Genomic DNA, 24,245 nt, shown 5'->3' with positions numbered 1-24,245 from the left:
GGGAACCGACTCTCAGGGGGCCAGCACGAGCCGGCTGCCGTTCAGGCCGCCGGCCGGGGTGTCGAAAAGTCCGACGACGGCGCGGGCCAGGTCTTCGACGTCAGTTGCGCCGGGAAACTTCCGCTCCGGGTGGTTCCGGCGCATCTCATCGTCCACGAGGGCCTTGACCACCAGGACGACGGCGGCCGCCTCCCCGCGACCGGTGTTCCCGGCAGAAGCGTTGGCGGCAGGGTCATTGCCGGCAGTCTCCTTTCCGGCAGCGGCGTTGGCCCGCCGGAAGCCGTCCGCCATGGCCATGGTCCACGCTTCGGCTGCGGCCTTGGCAGCAACGTAGCTGGCAGAGGCCGCCGTCGGCTTGGCCACGGCGGTGGAGGACACCATCGCGAAGCGGCCGTAAGGGGAAGCAGCGATATCGTCGAAGAAGATGCGGGACACGTTCCGGAGCGTGGTGATGGCGCCGCGTTCCAGGAAATCCCAGTCCTCGTCTGTCTGGTCGGCAATGCCTGTGGCGCCACGCCAGCCGCCCACCAGGTGGATGACGGCGTCAATGGTGCCGGCAGAGGATGACACGTCCTTGCGCAGTTGCCGCACGTCCTCCAGCCGGGACAGGTCGCACACAAGGCCCGTGACGCCGTCGCCCGCCTTTTCCGCCGCGGCGTCGATCCTTGCCTGGTCCGAACCCACGGTGAAGACCCGATGGCCGGCGGCGTGAAGCGCCCGGGCGACGGCGATGCCGGACGCTCCGCTGCCGCCGGTCACCAGGACGTTCAGGCGCGGGGCACCAGGCGTCCCGGCTGCAGTCCCGTCCGGTGCCTGGTTCCCCGACTCTTCTGTCACAGTGCGGAAGCTCCGGTGATGCCCGCAGTCGACTCAATGACAGGGCGCATCTTTTTCTCCAGTGCTTCGTAGAACATGGACAGCGGGAACTCGTCATCCAGCACCTGGTCCGTCAGGCCGCGCGGCGGACCGGCCAGGGCCAGCGCGTCAGGGCCCTTCGCCCAGACGGAAGCCGGGTTGGGCGTAACGGTAGCCGAAACCAACTCGTACGCCGCAATCCAGTGCGCAGTTTTCGGGCGGTCGATGGAGCGCCAGTACAGTTCGTCGATGCTGGCACCCAGGGCGATGACGGCGTCAGCTACTTCGTCCCAGTCGATGGTGAGCCGGGTGTCGGTCCAGTGCAGGACATGCTGCTGGTGTAGCCAGGCGAACAGGAGCTGGCCGCCCAGTCCGTCGTAGTTTCGGACCCGGCTGCCAGTAATGGCAAAGCGGAAAATCCGGTCGAAGATGATGGCGTACTGCACCAGCTTGGCATGGCGGCGGGCTTCCGGATCGGCGTCCTCGTCCTTCTCGATGCGGACAGATTCACGGAAGGCCGTCAGGTCGCAGCGCAGCTCTTCGAGGGAGTACAGGAAGTAGGGCATCCGCTGCTTGATCATGAACGGATCGAACGGCAGGTCGCCGCGCATGTGGGTGCGGTCGTGGATGAGGTCCCACATCACAAAGGTTGCTTCCGTCAGGTCCTGGTCGGCGAGCAGTTCCGCGGCACCCTCGGGAAGTTCCAGGCTGGTGGTCTCGGCGGCCGCCTTGAGCACGCGGCGGAACCGGGCAGCCTCGCGGTCAGCAAAGATGGCGCCCCAGGTGAAGGTGGGGGTTTCACGGACGGCAACGGTTTCGGGGAACAGCACCGCGGAGTTGGTGTCATAACCTGCGGTGAAATCCAGGAACCGGATGGGGACGAACAGCTTGTTCGAGTATTCCCCTGCCTCCAGGCCGGCGATGAACTCAGGCCAGATCACCTCGATCAGGACTGCCTCGACCAGCCGGTTGCTGCTCCCGTTCTGCGTGTACATCGGAAAGACCACCAGGTGCTGGAGCCCGTCGCGGCGCTGTTCCTGCGGCTGGAAGGCCAGGAGCGAAGACAGGAAGTCCGGGACGTTGAAGCCGTTGGCTTCCCAGGCGGAAAAGTCCGCGCAGACTGCGTCCAGGTAGGCGGCATCATGCGGAAAGGCGGGGGCCAGGACGCGGACGGCGTCCACGATGTCACCCACGTACCGGGAGGCTTCTGCATGTGCGCCGGCGTCAGGGATGGAGCCATCCTTAACCTGCAAAGACTGGAGGGAAGAGGCCGCGGCCTTAAGCCGGAGCCAGTCCTGGTTGTCCGCGGTTATGCCGGTGGGGGCGGTGATTAGTGTTTCGGTCATCGTCGGCTGCCTTTCTGGTCGCTTGCTAGCTACGGTGAGCGTAGCAAGCAACCAGCAGGACTAATGTCAAAAGGCGCTTAGCCTAAGAAAGCCTTGTGCTCGAGAGACTCTGGACGGCTTGCAGGCCCAGCGTTCAGCAGTGTCAGGCTTCCGTACCCGCGCCGCTGGCCTGCGGTTTTTCCTGCGGGACGAGTTTCAGGGAGACGGAGTTGATGCAGTAGCGCTGATCCGTGGGCGTGCCGTACCCCTCGCCGTCGAACACGTGCCCCAGGTGGGAATCGCAGGTGGCGCAGCGGACCTCCACGCGGTCCATGCCCAGGGTCCGGTCATGGATGTAGCGGACGGTGCCTTCAGCCAGTGGTGCCCAGAAGGAAGGCCAGCCGCAGTGGGAATCGAACTTTTCGTTGCTGGTGAAGAGTTCGGCGCCGCATGCGCGGCACTGGTAGACGCCCGCCGTATGGGTGTCCCAGTATTCACCGGTGAAGGGGCGCTCAGTCCCGGACTGCCGGAGCACGTGATATTCCTCCGGCGTGAGCTCCTCGCGCCACTCGGCGTCGCTCTTTTGCACGGTGGGCTCGGCGGCGGGGGACCCGGGAGCCGGATCCGTGGCCTTGTTACCGAAGATGCTGTTTCCCAGGATGTTGTTACCGAAGATGCTCATAGCCTTGTCAACGCTCAGGAGTCGCCGATAAATCCCGAACCTGCGTACAGGTGCAGGACGGGGAGGCCCAATTGGTCCTGTGCCTTATTGGCCCAGTCGGTGTGGAAGGTATCTGCCACTGCGTGCGGCCTGGTGATCACCACGGCCTGCGCGGCGCCGGTTTCCTTGACTTTGGCTACCAGGCCCTGGACCGCCCCGCCGTCCACTACTTCGCCCGTGACGCCTCCGCCCAGTCCCGCCAGCGAGGCCAGTGACACTGCCAGCGTTTCGGCTGCCTGCGCCCGTTCCGTGGCGGGGTCCGGAGCGTGGGATGTCAGCTCCCGGAATGCCTTGGCAATGTCCAGCATGGAGAGGTTTTCGAGGAAGTCCACCAGCAGGTGCCGCTCAGTGTTTGCCGGTACCAGCACCACGAGCCGGGTGTCTGAACCATCCACCAGGCGCTCGATGTTCAGGCGGTCGTCCGCCCCCAGGGGTTCTTCGGTCAGGATGACGATGGGATCACTCATGGCCTTAGCCTAGTCCCGTGCCCGTGGTGCTGCACTCCTTCGCCGGTGCAGGCAATTGCCACCGGGCGACCGGAAATACGGGCTCTGGGTGGTTGGACGGTAAGAATAGTTTCATGGCAATTTTTCAGCAGACCGGTCCTGCCCCAGCTCCCCGTACCCCGGATACCGGGGCGGGCATGTCGCTGCGGACGAAGTGGGCTATTGGCGGAGCCATCGGGGGCGGGGCATTGGCGGGGTTGCTGGCCACCGGATCGTCGGCGTTGGCCGTGTATTTCGCCCGCCGCGTCATCACGCCGGCCAGGCAGCGGGCATCGGACCAGGAAGTGCTGGCCGTGATCCGCGACGGCCAGAGGCAGCAGGTGATCCTGGCTGCCAATGAGGACACCACCGTTGACGGTGTGTACGGATTCTTTTTCGACGGCGGCAAGGGGCACGCGCGCATCGGCCGCATCGTCTCGTACTCGCCGGCTGAACGTACGGTGTTGCGCGAAGTTGAAGCGGTCTACGCGGGAGACCTCACTGCCGCGCGCTGGGGGTGGTGGAGCGGCGCCGTCTACCCGGACCCCGCCGCCGCCGGACTTCCGGCAGAGGACGTGGTGATCGAAGTGGACCGGGGGCAGGCACCCGCCTGGCTGGTCCGCGCCGGTGGCACCGCACGCACCTGGGCTGTGATGGTCCACGGACGCGGGGCCAGCAGGCAGGAGGCGCTGCGCGCCGTCGGGCCCGCGCTGGAGCTGGGCCTGACCAGCCTTTTGGTGTCCTACCGCAATGACGGGCTCGCCCCATCGGCCGACGACGGGCGCTACGGCCTGGGTTCCACGGAATGGCGGGACATCGAGGCAGCGATTGAATACGCACTTGCCAACGGGGCCGAGGAGATTGTCCTCTTCGGCTGGTCCATGGGCGGTGCCATCTGCCTGCAGGCTGCTGACTTGTCCCGCTACCGCCATTTGATCCGGGCCATGGTGCTGGATGCACCGGTCACCGACTGGGTCAATGTGCTCGCCCACCACGCGCAAATCAACAGAATCCCGTCACTCGTTGGCCGCTACGGGCAGCTTATGCTGGGGCACCCGCTCGGGCGCCGGCTCACGGGACTCTCCGCGCCGGTGGACCTGAAGGTCATGGACTGGGTTTCGCGTGCAGTGGAACTGCGGACTCCCACGTTGATCATCCACAGCGTGGACGACGAGTACGTGCCCTACGGGCCGTCCGCGCTCCTGGCTGAGCGGAATCCGGACATGGTGACCTTTGAGGCTTTCAACCATGCGCGGCACACGAAGGAGTGGAACGTTGATCCTGCACGGTGGGAGAGCGTGGTGAAGGCATGGCTGCGGCAACAGCTTGCGCCCCGCCTGAATCCGGGTGGGATCCAGGCGGGATAAGGCAGGGGTCCGAACCGGCAAGTGCTGGAGGACAGCTTCCGTAGGTGCCTTGGGTTCTTAGACGCCGAGTCCTACGAGGCGGACAGCGAGCTGATGGGAGCGGTGACGGCGTCAGTGAGGCGAATGAGGTCGGCAGGTGCGAGCTCGATGTCCAGGCCCCGCTTACCACCTGACACCAGAAGCGTTTCCAGCGCCAGCGCGCTGTCATCAAGCACGGTAGGGGAGGGAAGCCGCTGGCCGAGCGGCGAGATGCCGCCCAGCACATAGCCGGTGCGGCGCTGGGCTGCAGCGGGGTCGGCCATGGCGGCCTTCTTGGCTCCCAGTGATGACGCAAAGGCCTTAAGGTCCAGGGTGCCGCTGACGGGTACGATTCCGACCGCTAGCCTGCCCTCCACCTCGACCATCAACGTCTTGAAAACCTTCGACGGATCAATGCCCAGCACCTCGGCTGCTTCCGCCCCGTAACTGGCAGCGGAAGGGTCGTGAGCGTAGGGGTGCAACACAAAGGGAACCCCGGCTGCCGCCAGTACGGCGGTGGCCGGAGTTCCCTGTGATGCGTTTTTGCGTGCCATTGATGCCCTGCGTGGCTAGGAGCGCACCGCGGACGAAGCCGCGACCTTGCGCTTGATCCTTCCCAGCATTGCCGTCATCCCCCGCATCCGCAGCGGGGTGATGGCGCGGGTAAGGCCCAGCAGTTCAGGCATGTCATCAGGCACCGAGAGGATTTCCTCGGCGGACAGCCCGTCCAGGCCTTCGTGCAGGACGCCCGCAAAGCCGCGCGTGGTGGGAGCCTCTGCAGGAGCCTTGAAGTAGAGCCGAACGGTGCCGGACGTGCCTCCGCTCTGCTCCGTCTCGATGGTCAGGAACAGAGGGGACTGGCACTCCACCACCTGCTCGAGCAACTCGGGGTGGTCCTTGAGCCGCTCGGGCAGGTCCGGCAGTCCCTGGGAGAACTCGAGCAGCAGCTGCAGGCGCTCGGGCTCGGACAGGGCCTGGAAGTCGTCCACAATGGCCGCCAGGGCGGAAGGCAAGGCTTGAGTAGTCATCATTCCAAGTCTACGCAGGTAGCGCTGGCCGTGCGCCGTCAGACCCCGACGGCAACGGGAAAGGATCCCCGTTCCGCGCCCTTGGCGATGGGCACCCGCACGGCATTGCCCCACTCGGTCCACGAACCGTCATAGTTGCGGACAGAGTCAAAGTCCAGGAGGTACTTAAGGGCGAACCAGGTGTGGCTGGAACGCTCGCCGATGCGGCAATAGGCCACGACGTCGTCGCCCTCGCTCAGGCCCGCCTCACCCAGGTAGAGGGCTTCGAGTTCTTCACGGCTGCGGTAGGTTCCATCGGGAGCGGCTGCCCGCGCCCACGGAATGGAGGCAGCAGTGGGAATGTGGCCGCCACGCAACGCACCTTCCTCAGGGTAGGCCGGCATGTGGGTGCGCTGGCCGGTGTATTCCTCAGGGGAGCGGACGTCGATAAGCGGCTTGCCCAGGTGGGCCAGGACATCTTCCTTGAAGGCGCGGATCGGAGCATCGTCGCGCTCAACAACCGGGTACTCGCCCCTGGCCGGAGCGGGCTTCTCGGTGGTCAGCTCCCTGCCCTCGGCAATCCACTTGTCCCGGCCGCCGTCGAGCAGCCGCACGTCCTGGTGGCCGAAGAGGGTGAAGACCCACAGTGCGTAGGCAGCCCACCAGTTGGACTTGTCACCGTAGATGACCACGGTGCTGTCGCGCGAGATGCCCTTCGACGCCGCCAGCTCAGCGAATGCGGCGCCGTCCACGTAGTCGCGGGTCACTTCATCGTTCAGGTCGGTGTGCCAGTCGATCTTCACTGCGCCGGGGATGTGTCCGGTTTCGTACAGGAGCACGTCTTCGTCAGACTCCACCACGATCAGCTGGCCGCTGGCCACGGCTCCGTTTTCGATGGCCGCAGCAAGCCATTCAGTGGAAACCAGGCGCTCGGGGTGCGCGTAGGCTGCGAACTTCTCGTTTTGTTCAACTGGGTAGGACATATCTTTGCCTTTCATCGAGAACACGGCTGATCCGCGGGACCGGCATGGGGACCTCCTCCCACCCTAGCCACGGTCCACGGCGATGTCCGTTTTCAGTTAACAGGAGGAAATGTTGCCTTCGTCACGCTGGCCGGCCGGGTAGCTCCACGCCACCCGAAGCGGGGGTTGGTTGCCGGTATCCTTTCTGGGGACGAACCACCAGCAGAACGGACCACCTTGGTACAGATCGAACAGCTTGCCGCCCGAACTCCGTCAGTATCGGTGGATGAGCTCCTGAAGGGTTTCTTTCCCTCGCCGCGTTTCGGCCAGGTCTCCTTTGCGAGTTACCGCCCGGATCCCAAGCAGCCCAGCCAGTCCCATGCAGTCCGGGCCCTTGAAGGATTTGCCGGCGGCGTCGGGGCAAATGACGGAGGGGGACTGTTCAAGAAACTGTTCGGCAAGAAGGACACGTCCCGTGCAGGGATCTACCTGGACGGCGGGTTCGGCGTAGGAAAGACGCACCTGTTGGCCTCCCTATGGCACGCATCTCCGGGGCCCAAGGCTTTCGGCACATTTGTGGAGTACACCAACCTGGTAGGCGCCCTGTCCTTCCGCAAGACCGTGGATGCGCTGAGCGGTTACAAGCTCGTTTGCATTGACGAATTTGAGCTCGATGATCCGGGCGACACCGTGCTGATGTCGCGGCTGATGCGCGAACTTGCCGACGCCGGCGTCAAGCTTGCTGCCACCTCCAACACCCTGCCTGGCTCGCTGGGTGACGGCAGGTTCGCCGCGGTGGATTTCCAGCGCGAAATCCAGGTCCTGGCAGACCAGTTCGACGTTATCCGTATCGATGGGGAGGACTTCCGCCACCGCGGACTGCCGGCAGCCCCGGCGCCCCTTAAGAACAGTGAGCTGTCCGCGCACATGAAAGCGGAGTTCGACGGCAAGACGGTGGCGCAGGACGAGTTCAGCACCCTCATCGCCCATCTGGCCGGCGTGCACCCCAGCCGCTACCGCCAGCTGATCGACGGCATCGACGGCGTGGTCTGGCGCAACGTGGCAACCATCACCGAGCAGGCCGTGGCACTTCGGTTCGTGGTGCTGGCTGACCGGCTCTATGACAAAGACGTGCCCATCCTGGCCAGCGGTGTTCCGTTCGATCAGCTGTTCACCGAGGAAATGATGACCGGCGGCTACATGAAAAAGTACTTCCGCGCTGTCTCCCGCCTCACCGCCCTGGCCCGGGAGGGGCAAAACCACGAACCGTCCTAGGGTTGCCGGCGCCAGCCACCGGCCGCCGTCGTCCGTTCCGTAGACGGAAGCCGCTGCTCCATAGGTGGGAAACTGTGCCGGACGGTGCGGCCTTAAACGCCAAAGGTGCGGGTGCCGCCTCCCGGCGGGACCCGCACCCCCTTGACGTACTAGGGCAAAGCCCTGGCCAAATCCTTTTTACGGAGCCTTGTCAACCGGCGGAACCGGGTTGACCGGCGGAACCGGCCCGGGGGCAGGTGCCTGGCCCGGAGTTCCGTTCTGGTCAACGAGCTTGGAAGCGCCATGCTGGATCTTGTTGACGTGACCTGAGTACTTGCCTCCGGTCTTGGTGTCGACGAAATCGCCGGCCTTGGTGATGCCGTTCTTGATGACCTGCTCGTTACCGCGGATAAGACCCTGAGCCTTGCCCTTTAGGTCGCCAATCAGTCCCACGAGCACCTCCCTTCAATCGCGGAGCCAGGTCGCTCCTCCGCATCCGATCCTAGCCCTGCAGGCGGAGCCGTGCCAAGGAAATCAGGGGCTTTGGGCGTTCGCCCGCAGCGGATCGAGTTGCTGCCTCCTGTGCGGGGCAATGGCCGCAGGGCAAGAAAAAAGCAGCTCCGGGGAGCTGCTGAATGTGGGCGATACTGGGATCGAACCAGTGACCTCTTCCGTGTCAGGGAAGCGCGCTACCGCTGCGCCAATCGCCCGGAACCGGAAGCCCGGCTTATGGGATTGTAAGGAGTAAGAGAGCGGACGACGAGATTCGAACTCGCGACATCCACCTTGGCAAGGTGGTGCTCTACCAGCTGAGCTACGTCCGCATATGAAGTACGTTCCGGCCGGGGCCGGTCGAACTGCATGAAGCAAGTTTCCTTGCTTGGTGGGCGATACTGGGATCGAACCAGTGACCTCTTCCGTGTCAGGGAAGCGCGCTACCGCTGCGCCAATCGCCCATGTTTATCCGGAACACACCGGAAACCATGGTTTTCACCGAGGTGGGTACGGGATTCGAACCCGTGTATACGGCTTTGCAGGCCGCTGCCTCGCCTCTCGGCCAACCCACCGTGTAAGCGCCGATTCAAAAGAACCTTTGCCGTGACAGTGTCCTGCGAGCGGACGACGAGATTCGAACTCGCGACATCCACCTTGGCAAGGTGGTGCTCTACCAGCTGAGCTACGTCCGCATTTTGGAGGGCCGATTCGCTGCCGTTCCCGGCATTTCCTCGCTTTCCAACGAGTAAAAACAATATAGGAGGTTCCGGGATTCTCCAAATCGCGCCAGCTTCATGAATGGCCAATGGCGCTGGTTCCCTGCAATGGCGCGGAATTCGCTGAGTTACAGACGTGTAATTCCCGACGGCGACCGGTGGTGCTGGGTGCGATGGCTGAGGTTGGACAGGGCTGGCATGCGAATCACCCTGCGCAGGCCTGCCCCCTTTTGTCCTGTCCGTTCACGGCTTTGGTGCCTGGCCGGGTGCCCCTTTTGCTGCCGGTTTGCGGTCGGGTGGTGCCGATTTCCGAAATGGCTGCAGGGTCGGCTAACATTCAAATGCATCAGGGCGATTGGCGCAGTGGTAGCGCGCTTCGTTCACACCGAAGAGGTCACTGGTTCGAACCCAGTATCGCCCACCGCATATTGGTCCGTTTCCGCTCATCTGCAGCGGAAACGGACCTTTTTTGTGCGCCTGGACACGATGTCAGCCCCCTGTGAAAGAGTCTTTCCTATGACTGCTCCACTTCTTGCCCACGCCACGGAATACGGGCGGATGTACGCCCGGTCCACCTCCGAGCATTACTCCGTGCCGTCCATCACCACAGTGATCGGCCAGCAGCCGCACGGGCTCGACGGCTGGTTTGGATACATGGGTGCCAGCAGCCTGGCGAAGGATCCGCTGCTCGCCGACTGCCTCGGCAGCCCTGCCAAAATCAAGCAGGCCGTCAACCGCGCGGCCAAGGCAGCGGAAACGTACCGGGACGAGGCCGCCAGGCGCGGGGACCGCGTGCATTACTACTGTGAGCAGGTGGCCCTGCGGGCGCTGGGCCGGCCGCATGCCATGAAGGAAGCCCGGGAGGCACTGGCTGCCAACGGCGAAGAAGCCTTCGCCGTCCGCTTTGATGAATGGTGGGAGCTTTACCGGGTGGAACCCATCGCCCCGGAGATCACCGTCTGGAACAACGCCGTAGGCTACGCAGGCACCCTCGACCTCGTTGCCCGGATCAACGGCAGGGTCTGCCTCATCGACTACAAGACCAAGGGCACCACCCGGGACGGGCTGGTCAAGCCGCTGGACGACAAAGTGGTGATGCAGCTGGTGGCCGGCATGAAGGCGGAAGAGAGCCTGGTGGATCCGGAGGCCGGGACCTGGGAGCCCTGGAAGTACGGTGGCAACCCCGTCCTGCTGGCCGTGGCCATTGGGGAGACCGAGGTCCGTCCGGTCCGTGCCAACCCTGAGGTCCTTAAGCACCACTGGTGGAAGTTCTGCGCCCTCCGGCGTGTCTGGGAATTGTCGGCGGACACGATTACCGCTGGCGCCGCGCTGCTGCCCATTGCCCCGCCGCCGCTCGCACAGGTACAGACCGTCTAGGCGTTGCCTGCACCCAAGGTGTCTGCGCCTAAACTGGATAGGTTCCCGTTACCGCCAACTGTAAGGAAAAACAGCGCATGGCTATTCTGAATATCCGCATCATTGGCGATCCTGTGCTCCGCACAGTTGCCGATCCTGTGACGGAATTCGGGCCTGAGCTGGCCAAGCTGGTGGCGGATATGACGGAAACCATGGAAGACGTTGACGGTGCCGGCCTGGCCGCGCCCCAGGTGGGGGTGAGCCAGCGCGTCTTTACCTACCGCATTGACGGCGTGGAAGGGCACATCATCAACCCTGTGCTGGAAAACAGCGAGGATTTCCAGCCCGACCAGGTGGAAGGCTGCCTGTCCATCCCCGGTCTTGGCTTCCCCGTGCGCCGTTTCCGCTCCACCCGTGTCACCGGCGTGGACATGCACGGAAACCCCGTCACGGTCGAGGGCGAGGGCATGCTGGCGCGCTGCTTCCAGCATGAGAACGACCATCTGGACGGAATCCTCTACACGGACCGCTTGGAGGGCGAGGACCGGAAAGCTGCGCTGCGCTCCATCCGCAACGCCAACTACGACTCCGTCACCGAACGGACGACGGCGAAGCGCGCCAAATCCGTCGGCTCAAGTTTCGGCGGCGCTGCCTCCGGGTCCAGCTTCGGTGCCGGCCCGGCTGGTGCCAACGGGTGAGGGTCCTTTTCGCGGGGACTCCCGCCGTCGCTGTTCCGTCCCTAAATGCGCTCGTCGAAGCAGGTTTCGAGGTTGCTGCAGTCCTGACAAGGCCGGACGCGCCAATAGGGCGCAAACGCGTGCTGACGCCCTCGCCGGTAGCCGCCCGTGCCGCGGAGCTCGGCATTGAGGTCATTCACGCAGCCCGGATTGACGCGGAAACCACCGCCAGGATTGCTGCCGTTAGCCCCGATGTGGCTGCGATCGTCGCTTACGGGGGGCTGGTTCCCGCCGCCGCGCTCGATATCCCGCCGCACGGCTGGATCAACCTGCACTTCTCGCTCCTTCCCGCCTGGCGTGGCGCCGCTCCGGTGCAGCGTGCCGTCATGGCCGGTGACGACGTCACCGGGGCGGTGACGTTCCAATTGGAGGAGGGCCTGGACACCGGGCCAGTTTTTGGCACCCTCACGGAAACGGTGGGGCCGGAAGATACCGCGGGGGAGTTGCTGGAGCGGCTGTCCCACAGCGGGGCAGTGCTCCTGGCCCAAACCCTCTCTGCCATTGACGCCGGCAAGGCAGCAGCCGTTCCGCAATCCGGCGAGGTTTCCCTTGCCCCCAAGCTGACCCTCGATGACGGCCGCCTCGACTGGAAACACCCTGCCCTGGCAATCGGGCGGCAGGCGCGGGGTGTCACTCCCGAGCCCGGAGCCTGGACCGTGATGGACGGCCAGCGCATCAAGCTGGCTCCCGTACGGCTCCGGCCGGACGTTTCCGGCCTCGCGCCCGGATACGTCTCGCTGCAGGGCAAAAGCGTGCTGGTAGGAACCGGCTCCCATGCTGTTGAGCTGACCCGGATCCAGCCGGCCGGCAAAAAGATGATGGCCGCTGCCGACTGGGCACGCGGTATGGCTTCCCTTGAAAGCGTGGTGTTCGAATGAGCGGGTCCGGCGGCAATCAAGGCGGTCGCGGCAAAGCCGGCGGCGGAAAGGAAGGCGGCGCCGGAAGCGGCACCGGCGCCGGAAGCGGCACCGGAGCCGGAAGCGCCGCGGGCGGCGGGAGCGGCGGCCAGCGCGGTGGCCGCGGCCAAGGAGGGCCCCGTGATTCGAGCAACCGAAACGCCAAGGGGCGGGAACGGAACCGCAGCGCCCAGCGCAGTTTCACCGATAACGCCCCTTCCCAGCGGACCCGCAGGGCAGATCCTGCCCGACTGGTGGCCTTCGAAGTCCTTCGCGCGGTAGCCGCCGAGGACGCGTATGCCAACCTTGTGCTGCCCGCACGGATTCGGCACCACGGGCTGGACAGACGGGACGCGGGCTTCGCCACTGAACTCAGTTACGGGGCGCTCCGCGGCCAGGGAACTTATGACGCCATCCTTGCCCGGTGCGTGGACCGGCCGCTGGAACAACTGGACCCGGCCATCCTCGACGCCCTTCGGATCGGAGCGCACCAACTGCTGGCCATGCGCGTCCCGGCGCACGCCGCACTGGACCAAACCGTGGGCCTGGCCCGTGCGGTAATTGGCGCTGGACCATCGGCGCTCATCAATGCCGTCCTCCGGAAGGTCACTGCGCACACCCTCGAGGAATGGCTTGAGCAGTTGGTCGCCGGAGAAACTGACGAGACCAAGGTGGCCTCCCTCCGTTACGCCCATCCGGAGTGGATCGTCCGGGCCATGCGCCAGTCACTCGTGGCGCACGGGCGCTCTGCCTCAGAAATCAACGACCTGTTGGAAGCGGACAACGCGGCGCCGGTGGTCAACCTGGTGGCCCTGCCCGGCATCGGCAGCCTCGACGAGGCCCTGGAAAACGGAGCCACGCCCGGCGAACTGGTGGAAGGCTCGGCATTGTCCAGCGGCGGAGACCTGGGGCGGCTTGCCTCCGTCCGGGAGGGCAGCACCAGGGTGCAGGACGTCGGCTCGCAGCTGGTGGCGCGCGCCATGGCAGCTGTTGACCTGGGCCGGAACAGTGGCTCGGATGGCGAAAGCCCTGGTGAGGCGTGGCTGGACCTGTGCGCAGGGCCGGGTGGCAAGGCAGCACTGCTCGGTGCGCTGGCCAGCCAGAGGGGCGCAACCCTGCTGGCGAATGAACCTGCACCGCACCGCGCCAAGCTCGTGACGCAGGCGCTTTCGGCCGTACCGCGGGAAACATGGCAGGTCCGTACGGGTGATGGCCGCGAGGTGGGCACGGAGAAGCCTGAGTTCTTTGACCGGGTACTCGTAGACGTCCCCTGCAGCGGGCTGGGCGCGCTCCGGCGGCGGCCGGAGTCCCGCTGGCGCCGCACGCCCAAGGACCTGGCAGACCTCGGCCAGCTCCAGCGCGATCTCCTCAAATCTGCCCTGGCCGCCGTCCGCCCGGGTGGAGTGGTTGCCTACGTGACCTGCTCGCCCCACCCGGCCGAGACCACGGCCGTGGTCACGGATGTGCTCCGCAAACGCGATGACCTTGAACTGCTGGAGGCCGGCCAGGCTTTGGACAGCGTCAGCCTGCCGGGCAAGCTCGGCGCCGGGCATGATTCGACCGCGCAGCTGTGGCCGCACGTCCACGGCACCGATGCCATGTTCCTGGCCCTGATCCACAAGAAGCCCTGAGTCCCGAAACCCTAACCCCGCGAAAAGCCCTGATCCGCAAAAAAATCTTGGTTTCTTGGAGGCCCTTGTTCGCCAAGGCCCTGACCGGGAAAGAGACCTGATCCGTGAAAGGTTCCCACTGTGACGCAATGCTGCATCAACCCGAGCATCCTGTCCGCCGATTTCGTCAACCTCGAGGCTGAGCTGCAGCGGATCAGCAACGCGGACGCGGTGCACGTGGATGTGATGGACAACCACTTTGTGCCCAACCTCACCATCGGCCTGCCGGTGGTGCAGCGGATCCAGGCCGTAAGCCCGGTGCCCCTCGACGCGCATCTGATGATTGCCGATGCCGATCGTTGGGCACCCGGTTTCGCAGATGCCGGCCTGGCATCAGTCACCTTCCACGCAGAGGCCGCCATTGCGCCCATCAAACTCGCCCGCGAACTGCGGGCCAGGGGCGCCAAAGCAGGAATGGCGCTTCGGCCCGGTACGCCCGTTGAGCCGTACCTGGACATGCTCCCCGAGCTGGACATGCTGCTCATCATGACGGTGGAGCCGGGATTCGGCGGGCAGGCGTTCCTGGATGTGACCCTGCCGAAAATCCGGCGTGCCAGGCAGGCCATCGACGGTTCGGGGATCGGCGTCGCCATCCAGGTTGACGGCGGCATCACCGAAGACACCATCACCCGTGCAGCCGAGGCCGGCGCCAACGTCTTCGTTGCAGGTTCGGCTGTGTACGGTGCGGAGAATCCCGCCGCGGCCATCGACCGCCTGCGGGAGGCAGGAAGCCAAACGTTACGCACGGCGGCGGAATAGCAGGGAGTCGTACGCCGTTATGGCACAATAGCAACACACATACGTGCTCCGGGGTCGGTGTAAGTCCGAACCGGCGGTGATAGTCCGCGACCCGCGAGCCGGTGGTTTTCCTTCGGGAGAATCCCGGCGGACGGTTGAACCGGTGAAATTCCGGTACCGACAGTTAAAGTCTGGATGAGAGAAGCACGTACAGCTGTTTCTGCGGCGTCATGAGACGCCGCGGCCTTCTGCTGTCGTATACCCCCGGAGCCATCGCGGTTCTAGAGGGAAGGAACGACACAAGCACTATGAACCTGCTGCGATGGCTCTTAAACGCCACAAATCCCGCTGCCGCCATACCCGGCAGCACCACCATCGAGGCTCCCGCATGACGGCCGGAGTTGTTACTGCCTTTACTGCCGCCGAGACCGCTGCGATGGATATCGCCTTGAACGCAGCCCTGCAGGGGCCCCGCGGCGCGAACCCCCTGGTGGGGGCCGTCGTCGTCGATTCAGAGGGCCGCGAACTCGTCACGGGATACCACCGAGGGGCGGGTACCGCCCACGCCGAAGCAGACGCGATAGCCCAGGCGGCTGCCGCAGGGCTTGATCTGTCCGGCTGCACCATGGTGGTGACCCTGGAGCCCTGCAACCACGTCGGCCGCACGGGCCCTTGCGCCCAGGCGATCATCGCCGCCGGAATCACCGACGTCGTCTATGCCGTGGACGATCCCCACGACCCGGCCGCGGGCGGGGCCGCCACCCTGAGGGAAGCGGGCGTGCGCGTGCGCAGCGGACTGGCTGCCGGCGAAGCACTGGACCTGAACCGCCGATGGTTTGAGGCAGTGGCGGCAAAACGACCGTTCGTCACGCTGCATATCGCGCAGACGCTCGACAGCCGGATCGCAGCAGAGGACGGTACCAGCCAGTGGATTTCCAGTCCCGAATCCCTGGCGGACAACCATGCAATCCGCGGCCGCATCGATGCGATCCTCGTGGGAACCCAGACCGTGTTGGTGGACAACCCCCGCCTAACTGCCCGCAACGCCGCAGGAACCCTTGCCCGGAAACAACCGCTGCGGGCCGTGATGGGACTGCGTGACATCCCGGCGGACGCCGCCATCCGTGGAAGCGACGGCCTGGTAACGCACCTTCTGACCCGCGACCCCCGGGAGGCGCTCTCCTCCCTTTACGGGTCCGGCATCCGCCACCTTATGGTCGAGGGAGGATCGCGCATCCTTAGCGCATTCCTCGCGGCCGGGCTCGTTGACGAACTCATTGTCTACCTGGCGCCCACGCTGCTTGGATCCGGAACCCCGGCCCTCACCGGCCTGGGAATCACCACCCTCGCCGACGCGCAGCAGTGGGAATGGGACCCGTCCGACGGCGGCGCTGTCCGGACGCTGGGCCGGGACCTTCGACTCCACCTTCGACCGCAACGCGCCGTTGCCCTGGAACCACAAACCACACTTCACCCACAACCGTCCCGCGCCACCGCGGAGCAAGCCCAGGGAGGCTACTGATGTTTACCGGAATTATTGCCGAGCAAGGGCACGTTTTGTCCGTCGAGCGGGACGGAGATGCCGGCGCCACCGTCCGGCTGTACGCGCCGGGCTCCACCGAAGGGCTCGCCCTGGGCGGGTCCGTCGCCGTCAACGGCGTTTGCCTCACCGCCACCGAGATAGACGGCAAGGAATTCAGCGTGGACGTCATGGGGGAGACCCTGGTCCGCAGCACCATCGGCGAGTTGGCTCCCGGTGACGCCGTCAACCTCGAGCGCTGTGTCCCGGCCGGCGGCAGGATGGACGGGCACGTAGTCCAGGGCCACGTGGACGGCGTCGGCGTGCTGCTGGAACGCGAGCCGCTAGGCAACTGGGAAAGGCTTCGTTTCGGGGTGCCCGGGAACCTGGCCCGCTATATCGCGGAAAAGGGATCCATTGCCATCGACGGCGTCTCACTCACCGTCACCGCCGTCAGCCCCGCAGCTGAGCAGAGCCCCTGGTTCGAGGTGGGGCTCATTCCCACCACTCTTGCCGAAACCGGGCTCGGTGCCAAGAGCACCGGCAGCCGGGTGAACCTGGAAGTGGACGTCCTGGCCAAGTACACCGAACGCCTCCTTGCGTTCAGCACCCCAGCGCCCGCCGCTGTTGAAGGAGGAGCACGATGAACGCCGCAGTCCGGTTCGAACCCGCAGTTGCCCCCGCCGCCGCCAGCACCCGGACGGACAAAGCCCCAGGGTTGAACACCATAGAGGAAGCCGTCCGGGCCATCGCCGCCGGCCGGCCCGTGCTGGCCGTGGACAACGAGGACCGGGAGAACGAGGGCGACATCATCTTCGCCGCCCAGCACGCCACTCCGGCATTAATGGGATGGACCATCCGGTACAGCTCCGGCGTCATCTGCGTACCGCTGTCAGGCGACCGCGCGGACGCCTTGGCGCTGCCTCCCATGGTGGCGGTCAATGAGGACGCCAAGGGCACTGCCTACACCGTTTCCTGCGACGCCGCCATCGGCGTCAGCACAGGAATCTCCGCGACGGACCGGGCCCTCACGGCCAGGGTCCTCGCGGATCCGCAGTCCGAACCGTCGTCCGTGACCCGCCCCGGGCATATTTTTCCGCTGCGTGCGGTTGACGGTGGTGTGCGGGAACGTCCTGGCCACACTGAGGCCGCCGTGGACCTGTGCCGCCTGGCCGGCCTGGAAGCTGCGGCTGTCATCGCCGAAGTTGTTTACGACGATGGCGAGATGATGCGGCTGGATGGGCTCCGTGCCTTCGCCGCGGAACACGGATGCCCCCTGATCTCAATCCAGGACCTGGTGGCGTACCTTGAGGCAGCGGGCACGTCGGCTGACAGCAACACCCGGGCAGGACGCCAGGGCGGAGAAGAGGAGATACGATGACGGCTTCCGAAGCTTCGGGAAACGGCCACCACCTGCGCGATTCGGGCAACGGCCACCACAGGACCACGCCTGCCAACGGCCGTCACCAGGCAGAGTCCGGCAACGGCCCGGTACCCCATCCCGTCAGCGGCGGACCTATCGTCCAGCTGCCCACGGCTTTCGGCGACTTTATCGCCCAGGCATGGATAGACCTGGAGACCGGTGCCGAACACCTTGCCGTCAGTTCCCCCAATCCGCCCAAAGACGGCCAGGCCCCGCTGGTCCGGCTGCACTCCGAGTGCCTTACCGGCGATGTCTTCGGTTCCTACCGCTGCGACTGCGGCGAGCAGTTGGCCTACGCGCTGGAAATGATCCGTGAACATGGCGGAACCCTGCTGTACCTGCGCGGACAGGAAGGCAGGGGCATCGGCCTCGCCAACAAGATTAAGGCTTACGCGCTGCAGGAGGCCGGGTTCGACACCGTGGAGGCCAACGAACAGCTGGGCCTGCCCGTGGACGCCCGGTGCTACAAAGCAGCCGCCCAGGTGCTGGCCGAGATGGGGCTGCACGAAGTCCGGCTCCTGAGCAACAACCCGGACAAGCAGAACAGGCTGGCGAAGGCCGGCGTCAAGGTTGTTGAAATGGTCCCCACCGAGGTTCCGTCCCGCGACCAGAACATCCGGTACCTGCAGACCAAGAAGGACCGCATGGAGCACCGCCTGGTTCTGGGTACCCACGTAGGCCTCGCAGTGCCCGTCACAACCCCTGATACTTCCTTTGCCCACGAGCAAGACTGACCCACCAACAAGACTGAACGGAACAGCACTTACCTATGAGCGGACACGGCGCCCCCGATATCGACCTCACCACCCTCAACCTGGCCGAAACGTCACAGCTCCGGCTGGCCATCGTTGCCGCCAGCTGGCACACCCAGATCATGGACGGGCTGCTGGACGGAGCCCTGCGCGCAGCGAAGGACGCTGGCATCGCCGAGCCCACGGTCCTGCGCGTCCCGGGCAGCTTTGAGCTGCCTGTCGCTGCCGCGCGGCTGGCACCGCACTTCGACGCCGTCGTGGCCCTCGGCGTCGTCATCCGCGGCGGTACGCCGCACTTCGAGTACGTCTGCCAGGCGGCGACGTCGGGCCTCACCGACGTGAGCGTGCGCACCGGAGTTCCGGTGGGCTTCGGCGTCCTGACGTGCGACACCGAACAGCAGGGCCTGGACCGTGCCGGCCTCCCCGGCTCAAAGGAAGACAAAGGCCACGAAGCCGTTACCGCGGCACTTGCCACCGCCGTCGTCCTCAAGCAGTACGGCAACTAGCACGCCGGCGCAGGCGGGCGCGTGTGTGTTCACTCACATCGCGCCCGTCATGCAACGGCCCGACAGGCGCCCTTCGTGCCGCAGCAAGTAGGCTGGAGGGCGTGAAGAATTTCGAGACGCTGTTCGCTGAACTCAGCGAGAAGGCAGCCACCCGCCCGGAAGGCTCCCGCACCGTCGCTGAATTGGACTCCGGTGTCCACGGCATCGGCAAGAAAGTTGTTGAGGAAGCAGCCGAAGTATGGATGGCTGCCGAATATGAATCCGATGAAGCCGCGGCCGAGGAAATCTCCCAGCTGCTGTACCACCTGCAGGTTTTGATGCTCGCCAAAGGCCTGACCCTGGAAGACGTCTACAAGCATCTGTAGCCACCGGTCCGGCGCGCCTTTGCCGCCGGTGCCCGCCGTGGCCCGCATTGCCTGAATACCTAGACCTCCTGAATCCAGAAAGATTTCCCATGCTGCGAGTAGCCGTCCCCAACAAGGGTTCTTTGTCCGAAGCCGCCTCTGCCATGCTGTCCGAAGCCGGCTACCGCCAGCGCCGCGATACGCGCGAACTGGTCATGGTGGACCCGGACAACGACATCGAATTTTTCTTCCTCCGTCCGCGCGACATCGCCGTTTACGTCGGGCAGGGAACGCTCGACGTCGGCATCACCGGCCGTGACCTGCTGCTGGACGCCGAGGTGGAAGCCGAAGAGCTGCTGCCGCTGGGCTTCGCTGCCTCCACCTTCCGCTTCGCCGGGCCGGTAGGGGATTTCGCCAAAGTTGAGGAGCTGGAGGGCAGGCGGCTGGCCACAAGCTATGACGGCCTGCTCCGCGGCTACCTCGCCGAACGCGGCGTCAACGCCAAAGTGGTCCGCCTGGACGGTGCCGTCGAATCCTCCGTGCGGCTTGGGGTTGCGGACGCCATCGCGGACGTCGTCGAAACCGGCAACACCCTCAAAGCGGCCGGGATGGAGATTTTCGGCGAGCCGATCCTCAAGTCCGAAGCCGTCCTGATCCGGCGGACCGAAGAAGGCGGTGCCGCAAACGGCACAGCCAAGGAAATCGAGGTCCTGATCCGCCGCCTGCAGGGTGTCCTGGTGGCCCGCCAGTACGTTCTGATGGACTATGACATCCGCAAGGAACTTGTTGAACAGGCCGCTGCCCTGACGCCCGGCCTGGAATCACCTACGGTCTCTCCGCTGCGCGACTCGGACTGGGTTGCCGTGCGGTCCATGGTGCCCAAGAGGGAAACCAACCGAATCATGGACGAGCTGTACGATCTTGGCGCCCGCGCCATCCTGGTCAGCAGCATCCACGCCTGCCGCATCTGATTCCGCACGCACCGCTGCACCAACGCACCCCAGAATTTCAGGAGTTCCCATGGCAGTAGCCGTACGCGTCATTCCGTGCCTCGACGTGGACGCCGGGCGCGTCGTTAAGGGCGTCAACTTCGAGGGCCTCCGCGACGCCGGCGACCCGGTGGAGCTGGCCCACCGGTACGACAACGCCGGCGCCGACGAGCTGACCTTTTTGGACGTCACCGCATCCTCGGGCAACCGCGAAACCACCTTTGACGTGGTCCGCCGGACCGCCGAGGAAGTATTCATTCCGCTGTGCGTGGGCGGCGGGGTCCGCGGCGTGGCAGAAGTGGACAAGCTTCTCCGCTTCGGCGCGGACAAGGCATCCATCAACACGGCAGCCGTGGCGCGGCCCGACGTCATCGACGAGATCACCCGGCACTTCGGTTCCCAGGTCCTGGTCCTGTCGGTAGATGCCCGCCGCACCCGCCCCGGGTCCCAGCCCACGCCGTCGGGATTCGAAGTAACCACCCACGGCGGCCGCACCGGCACGGGGATTGACGCCATCGCGTGGGCAAAGGAAGCGGCGGACCGCGGCGTGGGGGAGATCCTGCTGAACTCCATTGACGCCGACGGCACCAAGGACGGCTTCGACCTGGAACTCATCCGCCTGGTCCGGGCTGCCGTCAAGGTGCCCATCATCGCTTCCGGCGGCGCGGGGGAGCCGGCGCACTTTCCGCCCGCCGTCGCGGCCGGCGCGGATGCAGTTCTGGCCGCATCCATCTTCCACTGGGGACCGGATGACATGATGTCGCAGGTCAAAACGGCCATCAGGGAAGCCGGCTTCGAAGTCAGGTAACAGTTCCGGATAAAAGCAACGTGAGGTCATTTCCTGCCCAAAAACCTCGGATTATTGGGCCGTAAGTGACCTCGCGTTGGGCTTTAAAGCCCTACTTCAGCGGACTGCAGGAGGGCGACGGCGTCCGGTTGGCCTTCGAAGGTGACCAGGGCATGGCGGGTGCGGCCGTGGGCGTGCATCAGCAGTTCGCCCGGCTCGCCAACGATGGCCACCGAAACCGGTGCGCGCTTGGCAACGTGCCGCGGTCCCGAGGGCCGGACCAGGACGATGCCAAGATCGACTCCCCGGTAGAGGATGGCGGCGCGCTTGACGAGCTCATCCCACAGGGCGTCCGAATAGGCTTCGTCCAACGCCCGCGGTGCCCACCGGTCCACGGCGCGGCGCACGTCTTCTGTATGCACAAAGTACTCAATCAGGTTGGCGCTCTCGTCCAGTCCCTTGATGTTCATGGGCGAGAGGGCCGGCGGCCCGGCACGGAAAGTGTTCACCAGCCGGGCGTAGGCATCCGCGGTGGTGATCTTCGCGGCCAGCTTGGCCGTGGCCTGGTCTGATGCCTTCGCCAGGCGCTTGATGATCAGCCCCAGCCCCACGGCGGCTTTGCGTTCGCGCAGGTAAAGGTGCGCAGCAAGGTCCCGGGTGCGCCAGCCTTTGCAGAGCGTGGGCGCGTCGGGACCCGCCGCAAGGAGGGTTTCGGCCAGGACTTCTCGGGACGGGTCGACGAAATGCATCACTTGTGAAACTAGCACGAGAGCCGCGCAGTTGGGCAGCGTGGCCGGCGGGGCACGCGTGCCGTTGTTCACACAGGAATTGGGGCATGGCCAAGGCACTAGACTTGACCTGATGTCTGAGCAGCCCGCCCCCGCCCCAACCACTGATTCCGTCGTGCCCGCGGCGCCGCCGGAAGCACCGGACGGAACGTCGTCCGCGCCGGCAAGTCCGCTCCCGGCCGAGCTGGCCGCGGCCCTCAAGCGTGACAGCGCAGGCCTGGTGGCCGCTGTCGTGCAGCAATTCGACACCAACGAGGTGCTGATGCTGGGCTGGATGGATGACGAGGCGCTGCACCGGACCATGACCAGCGGACGGGTCACCTTCTACTCCCGCTCCCGCCAGGAGTACTGGCGCAAGGGAGACACCTCAGGGCATGTCCAGTGGGTAAAATCCGTGGCCATGGACTGCGACGGCGATGCGTTGCTGGTGCGCGTGGACCAGGTGGGCGCCGCATGCCACACCGGCACCCGAACCTGCTTCGACGGCAGGGACCTGGCCGTCAGCACAGGCCACGCAAGCTGACACTCTTCACCGCAGGTTGCTGCGGAACGCGGGGGAGGGCTGGCCACCCCTGCAAGCACACCACCAGGCGCCGCGCAGCCGGCCCTATGAGAACAGGCGGAACAACATAGCCATGCAGGACCTTGGAATCATCAGCCCGGGCCTTGAGGAGTTCCGGGAACTGGCCGGCCACAGCCGCGTCATCCCTGTACGGCTCAAGGTACTTGCCGACGCCGAGACGCCCATTGGTTTGTACCGGAAGCTTGCGCAGGGCCAGCCCGGAACGTTCCTGATGGAGTCCGCTGCAGTGGGCGGGGCATGGTCCCGCTACTCGTTCATCGGCGCCAGGTCACGGGCAACACTGACCACCAAGGACGGGAACGCGCACTGGCTGGGCGAGCCGCCAGCGGGCGTCCCGGTGGACGGCAGCCCGGTGGATGCCGTCCGCGACACCATCGAAGCCCTCCGCACGGACAGGTTCGATGGCTTGCCGCCCTTTACCTCCGGCCTGGTGGGTTTCCTGGGCTGGGAAACCGTGCGGCACTGGGAACGCCTGGTGAGCCCGCCCGAGGATGACCTGCAGCTGCCGGAGATGGCGCTGAACCTCGTCACCGACATGGCTGTGCACGACAACGTTGACGGCACGGTGCTGCTGATCGCCAACGCCATCAACTTCGATGACAGCTCCGAACGTGTGGACGAGGCCTGGCATGACGCCGTGGCGCGGGTCAAGGCTCTCCTGGCCAAGGTCAGCACCCCGGTGGCGCAGCCCGTCTCGATCCTGGCGCCGGCGGCGCTGGACTTCGCCTCCAGCGTCCAGGAGCGCTGGGATGAAGCCGAGTACCTGGCTGCGCTGGACCGCGGCAAGGAAGCCATCGTGGACGGCGAGGTGTTCCAGGTTGTGATTTCGCGCCGCTTCGAGATGGAGTGCAAGGCCTCCGCCCTGGATGTGTACCGGGTGCTGCGCAACACCAACCCCAGCCCCTACATGTACATCTTCAGCCTTGAGGACGCCGAGGGCCGGGAGTACTCGATCGTCGGGTCTTCGCCCGAGGCCCTCGTGACCGTCACCGGTGAAGAGGTCATCACGCACCCCATCGCCGGATCCCGCCCGCGCGGCAAAACCGTCGAGGCGGACAAGGCACTCGCTGAGGAGCTCCTGGCGGACCAAAAGGAACGGGCAGAACACCTGATGCTCGTGGATCTCTCCCGCAACGACCTTTCCAAGGTGTGCGTGGCCGGAACCGTGGATGTCACCCAGTTCATGGAGGTGGAACGCTTCAGCCACATCATGCACCTCGTCTCCACCGTGGTGGGCCAGCTCTCGCCGAAGGCCAAGGCCTACGACGTCCTGAAGGCTACGTTTCCGGCCGGAACCCTGTCCGGAGCCCCGAAGCCCCGCGCCCTGCGGCTCCTCGACGAGCTTGAACCGCACCGCCGCGGCATCTACGGCGGAGTGGTGGGCTACCTGGATTTCGCCGGCGACATGGACATGGCCATCGCCATCCGCTCCGCACTGCTCCGTGAGGGCCGGGCGTACGTCCAGGCCGGCGGAGGCATCGTGGCTGACTCGGTGAACCCCACCGAAGCCCTTGAGACTGTCAACAAGGCTGCGGCTCCGCTCCGCGCGGTGCACACGGCCGGCTCGCTGCAGAACATCTCGGCGGACACCTTGCCGGGCGGGACCGGTTCCTGATGTCCGGCCTGGATCCGGCAGCAGGCCAGGCGGCCACCGCCAAAAAGAACTCCGGCACCCCTGCCTGGGCACGAAAGTCGACGTTGGTCCTGCTCGTCGCCGTCCTGGCGTTGGCAGTATTCGGCACCACCACCCAAACATGGATGACGGTCACGCTTGACCCCAATCAGGTGGGCCAGGCCGGTGCCGTGCAAACGGCGCTGGAGGTCCAGGGCAGCAAGGCCGCCACTGCCGTCACAGCGCTGGCCCTGGTGGCTCTCGCGGGCGGTCTCGCCGCCGCGATCGCCGGCAGGATCGCACGTTGGATCATCACGGCCATCATCGTCCTGGCGGCGGC

Annotated in this window: 27 protein-coding genes, 6 tRNA genes and 1 riboswitch; of the genes, 19 read left to right on the top strand and 14 right to left on the bottom strand. The window is 65.6% G+C overall.

Features of this window, described 5'->3' with window-relative positions; translation table 11 throughout:
* Positions 1-12 precede the first annotated feature (12 nt).
* The 4 genes from AC5RV1_RS06155 to AC5RV1_RS06140 form a co-directional block, all read right to left on the bottom strand.
* A complete protein-coding gene (locus AC5RV1_RS06155; protein WP_493993949.1) occupies positions 13-771 on the bottom strand; it encodes an SDR family oxidoreductase in 759 nt (252 codons plus the stop codon).
* 62 nt (positions 772-833) lie between these two features.
* A complete protein-coding gene (locus AC5RV1_RS06150) occupies positions 834-2,201 on the bottom strand; it encodes a DUF6421 family protein (protein ID WP_493993893.1) in 1,368 nt (455 codons plus the stop codon).
* A gap of 142 nt (positions 2,202-2,343) precedes the next feature.
* Positions 2,344-2,862 (bottom strand): peptide-methionine (R)-S-oxide reductase MsrB, encoded by a 519-nt coding sequence (gene msrB, locus AC5RV1_RS06145; protein WP_493993892.1) that lies wholly within the window; start codon positions 2,860-2,862, stop codon positions 2,344-2,346.
* 14 nt (positions 2,863-2,876) lie between these two features.
* Entirely contained in the window at positions 2,877-3,368 is a 492-nt protein-coding gene (locus AC5RV1_RS06140) for a hypothetical protein (RefSeq protein WP_493948711.1), read from the bottom strand.
* A gap of 176 nt (positions 3,369-3,544) precedes the next feature.
* On the opposite strand from AC5RV1_RS06140, the gene AC5RV1_RS06135 reads away from it, so the two are divergent.
* Entirely contained in the window at positions 3,545-4,753 is a 1,209-nt protein-coding gene (locus AC5RV1_RS06135) for an alpha/beta hydrolase family protein (RefSeq protein ID WP_493948827.1), read from the top strand.
* A gap of 71 nt (positions 4,754-4,824) precedes the next feature.
* Here AC5RV1_RS06135 and ybaK read toward each other — a convergent pair whose 3' ends face one another.
* From ybaK to AC5RV1_RS06120, 3 genes are read right to left on the bottom strand one after another with little or no spacing between them, the layout of a single operon-like run.
* The gene (ybaK, locus tag AC5RV1_RS06130; RefSeq protein WP_493948709.1) at positions 4,825-5,325 is read right to left on the bottom strand and encodes a Cys-tRNA(Pro) deacylase; all 501 of its coding nucleotides are present in this window, start codon (positions 5,323-5,325) and stop codon (positions 4,825-4,827) included.
* 15 nt (positions 5,326-5,340) lie between these two features.
* Complete coding sequence (locus AC5RV1_RS06125) at positions 5,341-5,799, bottom strand: SufE family protein (RefSeq protein ID WP_493993891.1); 459 nt, start codon at positions 5,797-5,799, stop codon at positions 5,341-5,343.
* 38 nt (positions 5,800-5,837) lie between these two features.
* On the bottom strand, positions 5,838-6,761 hold the full coding sequence (locus AC5RV1_RS06120; protein ID WP_493993890.1) for a sulfurtransferase: 924 nt from the start codon (positions 6,759-6,761) through the stop codon (positions 5,838-5,840).
* Positions 6,762-6,977: 216 nt separating this feature from the next.
* On the opposite strand from AC5RV1_RS06120, the gene zapE reads away from it, so the two are divergent.
* The gene (gene zapE, locus AC5RV1_RS06115; RefSeq protein WP_493993889.1) at positions 6,978-8,015 is read left to right on the top strand and encodes a cell division protein ZapE; all 1,038 of its coding nucleotides are present in this window, start codon (positions 6,978-6,980) and stop codon (positions 8,013-8,015) included.
* 177 nt (positions 8,016-8,192) lie between these two features.
* On the opposite strand, the gene AC5RV1_RS06110 is transcribed toward zapE, so the two are convergent.
* From AC5RV1_RS06110 to AC5RV1_RS06085, 6 genes are all read right to left on the bottom strand, one after another.
* A complete protein-coding gene (locus tag AC5RV1_RS06110) occupies positions 8,193-8,447 on the bottom strand; it encodes an antitoxin (RefSeq protein WP_493993888.1) in 255 nt (84 codons plus the stop codon).
* A 185-nt stretch (positions 8,448-8,632) separates the two neighbouring features.
* Positions 8,633-8,704, bottom strand: a tRNA-Val gene (locus tag AC5RV1_RS06105).
* A 41-nt stretch (positions 8,705-8,745) separates the two neighbouring features.
* Positions 8,746-8,818 (bottom strand) — tRNA-Gly (locus AC5RV1_RS06100).
* A 57-nt stretch (positions 8,819-8,875) separates the two neighbouring features.
* Positions 8,876-8,950, bottom strand: a tRNA-Val gene (locus tag AC5RV1_RS06095).
* Positions 8,951-8,990: 40 nt separating this feature from the next.
* Positions 8,991-9,061: transfer RNA gene (locus tag AC5RV1_RS06090), tRNA-Cys, on the bottom strand.
* Between the two features lie 47 nt (positions 9,062-9,108).
* Positions 9,109-9,181, bottom strand: a tRNA-Gly gene (locus AC5RV1_RS06085).
* Positions 9,182-9,554: 373 nt separating this feature from the next.
* Between AC5RV1_RS06085 and AC5RV1_RS06080 the strand changes: the two genes are divergently transcribed.
* From AC5RV1_RS06080 to hisF, 14 genes are all read left to right on the top strand, one after another.
* A tRNA-Val gene (locus tag AC5RV1_RS06080) sits at positions 9,555-9,626 on the top strand.
* Positions 9,627-9,721: 95 nt separating this feature from the next.
* Complete coding sequence (locus tag AC5RV1_RS06075) at positions 9,722-10,582, top strand: cytochrome (protein ID WP_493993887.1); 861 nt, start codon at positions 9,722-9,724, stop codon at positions 10,580-10,582.
* 77 nt (positions 10,583-10,659) lie between these two features.
* A complete protein-coding gene (gene def / locus AC5RV1_RS06070) occupies positions 10,660-11,259 on the top strand; it encodes a peptide deformylase (RefSeq protein ID WP_493993886.1) in 600 nt (199 codons plus the stop codon).
* On the top strand, positions 11,256-12,176 hold the full coding sequence (gene fmt, locus AC5RV1_RS06065) for a methionyl-tRNA formyltransferase (protein WP_493993885.1): 921 nt from the start codon (positions 11,256-11,258) through the stop codon (positions 12,174-12,176). The genes def and fmt overlap by 4 nt, the downstream gene beginning before the upstream one ends.
* Positions 12,173-13,825 (top strand): RsmB/NOP family class I SAM-dependent RNA methyltransferase, encoded by a 1,653-nt coding sequence (locus tag AC5RV1_RS06060; RefSeq protein ID WP_493993884.1) that lies wholly within the window; start codon positions 12,173-12,175, stop codon positions 13,823-13,825. Before fmt ends, AC5RV1_RS06060 begins: the two co-directional genes overlap by 4 nt.
* 120 nt (positions 13,826-13,945) lie before the next feature.
* A complete protein-coding gene (rpe, locus tag AC5RV1_RS06055; protein WP_493993883.1) occupies positions 13,946-14,623 on the top strand; it encodes a ribulose-phosphate 3-epimerase in 678 nt (225 codons plus the stop codon).
* A 39-nt stretch (positions 14,624-14,662) separates the two neighbouring features.
* Positions 14,663-14,814: riboswitch (FMN riboswitch) on the top strand.
* A gap of 176 nt (positions 14,815-14,990) precedes the next feature.
* Positions 14,991-16,124 carry a bifunctional diaminohydroxyphosphoribosylaminopyrimidine deaminase/5-amino-6-(5-phosphoribosylamino)uracil reductase RibD gene (ribD, locus tag AC5RV1_RS06050; protein WP_493993882.1) on the top strand — a complete coding sequence of 378 codons (1,134 nt, stop codon included), beginning with the start codon at positions 14,991-14,993 and terminating at the stop codon, positions 16,122-16,124.
* Positions 16,124-16,768 carry a riboflavin synthase gene (locus AC5RV1_RS06045; RefSeq protein WP_493993881.1) on the top strand — a complete coding sequence of 215 codons (645 nt, stop codon included), beginning with the start codon at positions 16,124-16,126 and terminating at the stop codon, positions 16,766-16,768. Before ribD ends, AC5RV1_RS06045 begins: the two co-directional genes overlap by 1 nt.
* Positions 16,765-17,502: a 3,4-dihydroxy-2-butanone-4-phosphate synthase gene (gene ribB / locus AC5RV1_RS06040; protein ID WP_493993880.1), complete on the top strand. Its 738-nt coding sequence runs from the start codon at positions 16,765-16,767 to the stop codon at positions 17,500-17,502. The genes AC5RV1_RS06045 and ribB overlap by 4 nt, the downstream gene beginning before the upstream one ends.
* Positions 17,499-18,278, top strand: a complete 780-nt coding sequence (gene ribA, locus AC5RV1_RS06035) for a GTP cyclohydrolase II (RefSeq protein ID WP_493993879.1) — start codon at positions 17,499-17,501, stop codon at positions 18,276-18,278. Before ribB ends, ribA begins: the two co-directional genes overlap by 4 nt.
* A 35-nt stretch (positions 18,279-18,313) precedes the next feature.
* Complete coding sequence (ribH, locus tag AC5RV1_RS06030) at positions 18,314-18,802, top strand: 6,7-dimethyl-8-ribityllumazine synthase (RefSeq protein WP_493948698.1); 489 nt, start codon at positions 18,314-18,316, stop codon at positions 18,800-18,802.
* Between the two features lie 101 nt (positions 18,803-18,903).
* On the top strand, positions 18,904-19,167 hold the full coding sequence (locus tag AC5RV1_RS06025) for a phosphoribosyl-ATP diphosphatase (RefSeq protein WP_015936881.1): 264 nt from the start codon (positions 18,904-18,906) through the stop codon (positions 19,165-19,167).
* 89 nt (positions 19,168-19,256) lie between these two features.
* On the top strand, positions 19,257-20,117 hold the full coding sequence (hisG, locus tag AC5RV1_RS06020; RefSeq protein WP_493993878.1) for an ATP phosphoribosyltransferase: 861 nt from the start codon (positions 19,257-19,259) through the stop codon (positions 20,115-20,117).
* A 49-nt stretch (positions 20,118-20,166) separates the two neighbouring features.
* The gene (gene hisF, locus AC5RV1_RS06015; RefSeq protein WP_163163211.1) at positions 20,167-20,943 is read left to right on the top strand and encodes an imidazole glycerol phosphate synthase subunit HisF; all 777 of its coding nucleotides are present in this window, start codon (positions 20,167-20,169) and stop codon (positions 20,941-20,943) included.
* 83 nt (positions 20,944-21,026) lie between these two features.
* Here hisF and AC5RV1_RS06010 read toward each other — a convergent pair whose 3' ends face one another.
* Entirely contained in the window at positions 21,027-21,671 is a 645-nt protein-coding gene (locus tag AC5RV1_RS06010) for a TIGR03085 family metal-binding protein (RefSeq protein WP_493993948.1), read from the bottom strand.
* A 112-nt stretch (positions 21,672-21,783) separates the two neighbouring features.
* On the opposite strand from AC5RV1_RS06010, the gene hisI reads away from it, so the two are divergent.
* From hisI to AC5RV1_RS05995, 3 genes are all read left to right on the top strand, one after another.
* Positions 21,784-22,233, top strand: a complete 450-nt coding sequence (hisI, locus tag AC5RV1_RS06005) for a phosphoribosyl-AMP cyclohydrolase (protein ID WP_493993877.1) — start codon at positions 21,784-21,786, stop codon at positions 22,231-22,233.
* A gap of 112 nt (positions 22,234-22,345) precedes the next feature.
* Positions 22,346-23,908, top strand: coding sequence for an anthranilate synthase component I (locus tag AC5RV1_RS06000; protein ID WP_493993876.1), 1,563 nt, complete (start codon positions 22,346-22,348; stop codon positions 23,906-23,908).
* The coding region (locus tag AC5RV1_RS05995) for a Trp biosynthesis-associated membrane protein (RefSeq protein ID WP_493993875.1) at positions 23,908-24,245 on the top strand (338 nt) is incomplete at its 3' end. The genes AC5RV1_RS06000 and AC5RV1_RS05995, both read left to right, overlap by 1 nt.

This window comes from Arthrobacter sp. Hb9-2 (genome assembly GCF_059091165.1).
The sequence above is the reverse complement of the archived record's forward strand: the minus strand, read 5'-3'. Positions and strand labels throughout refer to the sequence as shown.

Coding starts and splice junctions, on each gene's coding strand:
- AC5RV1_RS06150 (WP_493993893.1), bottom strand. CDS start 2,201: ATGACCGAAACACTAATCACCGCCCCCACCGGCATAACCGCGGACAAC.
- msrB (WP_493993892.1), bottom strand. CDS start 2,862: ATGAGCATCTTCGGTAACAACATCCTGGGAAACAGCATCTTCGGTAAC.
- AC5RV1_RS06140 (WP_493948711.1), bottom strand. CDS start 3,368: ATGAGTGATCCCATCGTCATCCTGACCGAAGAACCCCTGGGGGCGGAC.
- AC5RV1_RS06135 (WP_493948827.1), top strand. CDS start 3,545: ATGTCGCTGCGGACGAAGTGGGCTATTGGCGGAGCCATCGGGGGCGGG.
- ybaK (WP_493948709.1), bottom strand. CDS start 5,325: ATGGCACGCAAAAACGCATCACAGGGAACTCCGGCCACCGCCGTACTG.
- AC5RV1_RS06125 (WP_493993891.1), bottom strand. CDS start 5,799: ATGACTACTCAAGCCTTGCCTTCCGCCCTGGCGGCCATTGTGGACGAC.
- AC5RV1_RS06120 (WP_493993890.1), bottom strand. CDS start 6,761: ATGTCCTACCCAGTTGAACAAAACGAGAAGTTCGCAGCCTACGCGCAC.
- AC5RV1_RS06075 (WP_493993887.1), top strand. CDS start 9,722: ATGACTGCTCCACTTCTTGCCCACGCCACGGAATACGGGCGGATGTAC.
- def (WP_493993886.1), top strand. CDS start 10,660: ATGGCTATTCTGAATATCCGCATCATTGGCGATCCTGTGCTCCGCACA.
- AC5RV1_RS06060 (WP_493993884.1), top strand. CDS start 12,173: ATGAGCGGGTCCGGCGGCAATCAAGGCGGTCGCGGCAAAGCCGGCGGC.
- ribD (WP_493993882.1), top strand. CDS start 14,991: ATGACGGCCGGAGTTGTTACTGCCTTTACTGCCGCCGAGACCGCTGCG.
- AC5RV1_RS06045 (WP_493993881.1), top strand. CDS start 16,124: ATGTTTACCGGAATTATTGCCGAGCAAGGGCACGTTTTGTCCGTCGAG.
- ribB (WP_493993880.1), top strand. CDS start 16,765: ATGAACGCCGCAGTCCGGTTCGAACCCGCAGTTGCCCCCGCCGCCGCC.
- ribA (WP_493993879.1), top strand. CDS start 17,499: ATGACGGCTTCCGAAGCTTCGGGAAACGGCCACCACCTGCGCGATTCG.
- ribH (WP_493948698.1), top strand. CDS start 18,314: ATGAGCGGACACGGCGCCCCCGATATCGACCTCACCACCCTCAACCTG.
- hisG (WP_493993878.1), top strand. CDS start 19,257: ATGCTGCGAGTAGCCGTCCCCAACAAGGGTTCTTTGTCCGAAGCCGCC.
- hisF (WP_163163211.1), top strand. CDS start 20,167: ATGGCAGTAGCCGTACGCGTCATTCCGTGCCTCGACGTGGACGCCGGG.
- AC5RV1_RS06010 (WP_493993948.1), bottom strand. CDS start 21,671: ATGCATTTCGTCGACCCGTCCCGAGAAGTCCTGGCCGAAACCCTCCTT.
- hisI (WP_493993877.1), top strand. CDS start 21,784: ATGTCTGAGCAGCCCGCCCCCGCCCCAACCACTGATTCCGTCGTGCCC.
- AC5RV1_RS06000 (WP_493993876.1), top strand. CDS start 22,346: ATGCAGGACCTTGGAATCATCAGCCCGGGCCTTGAGGAGTTCCGGGAA.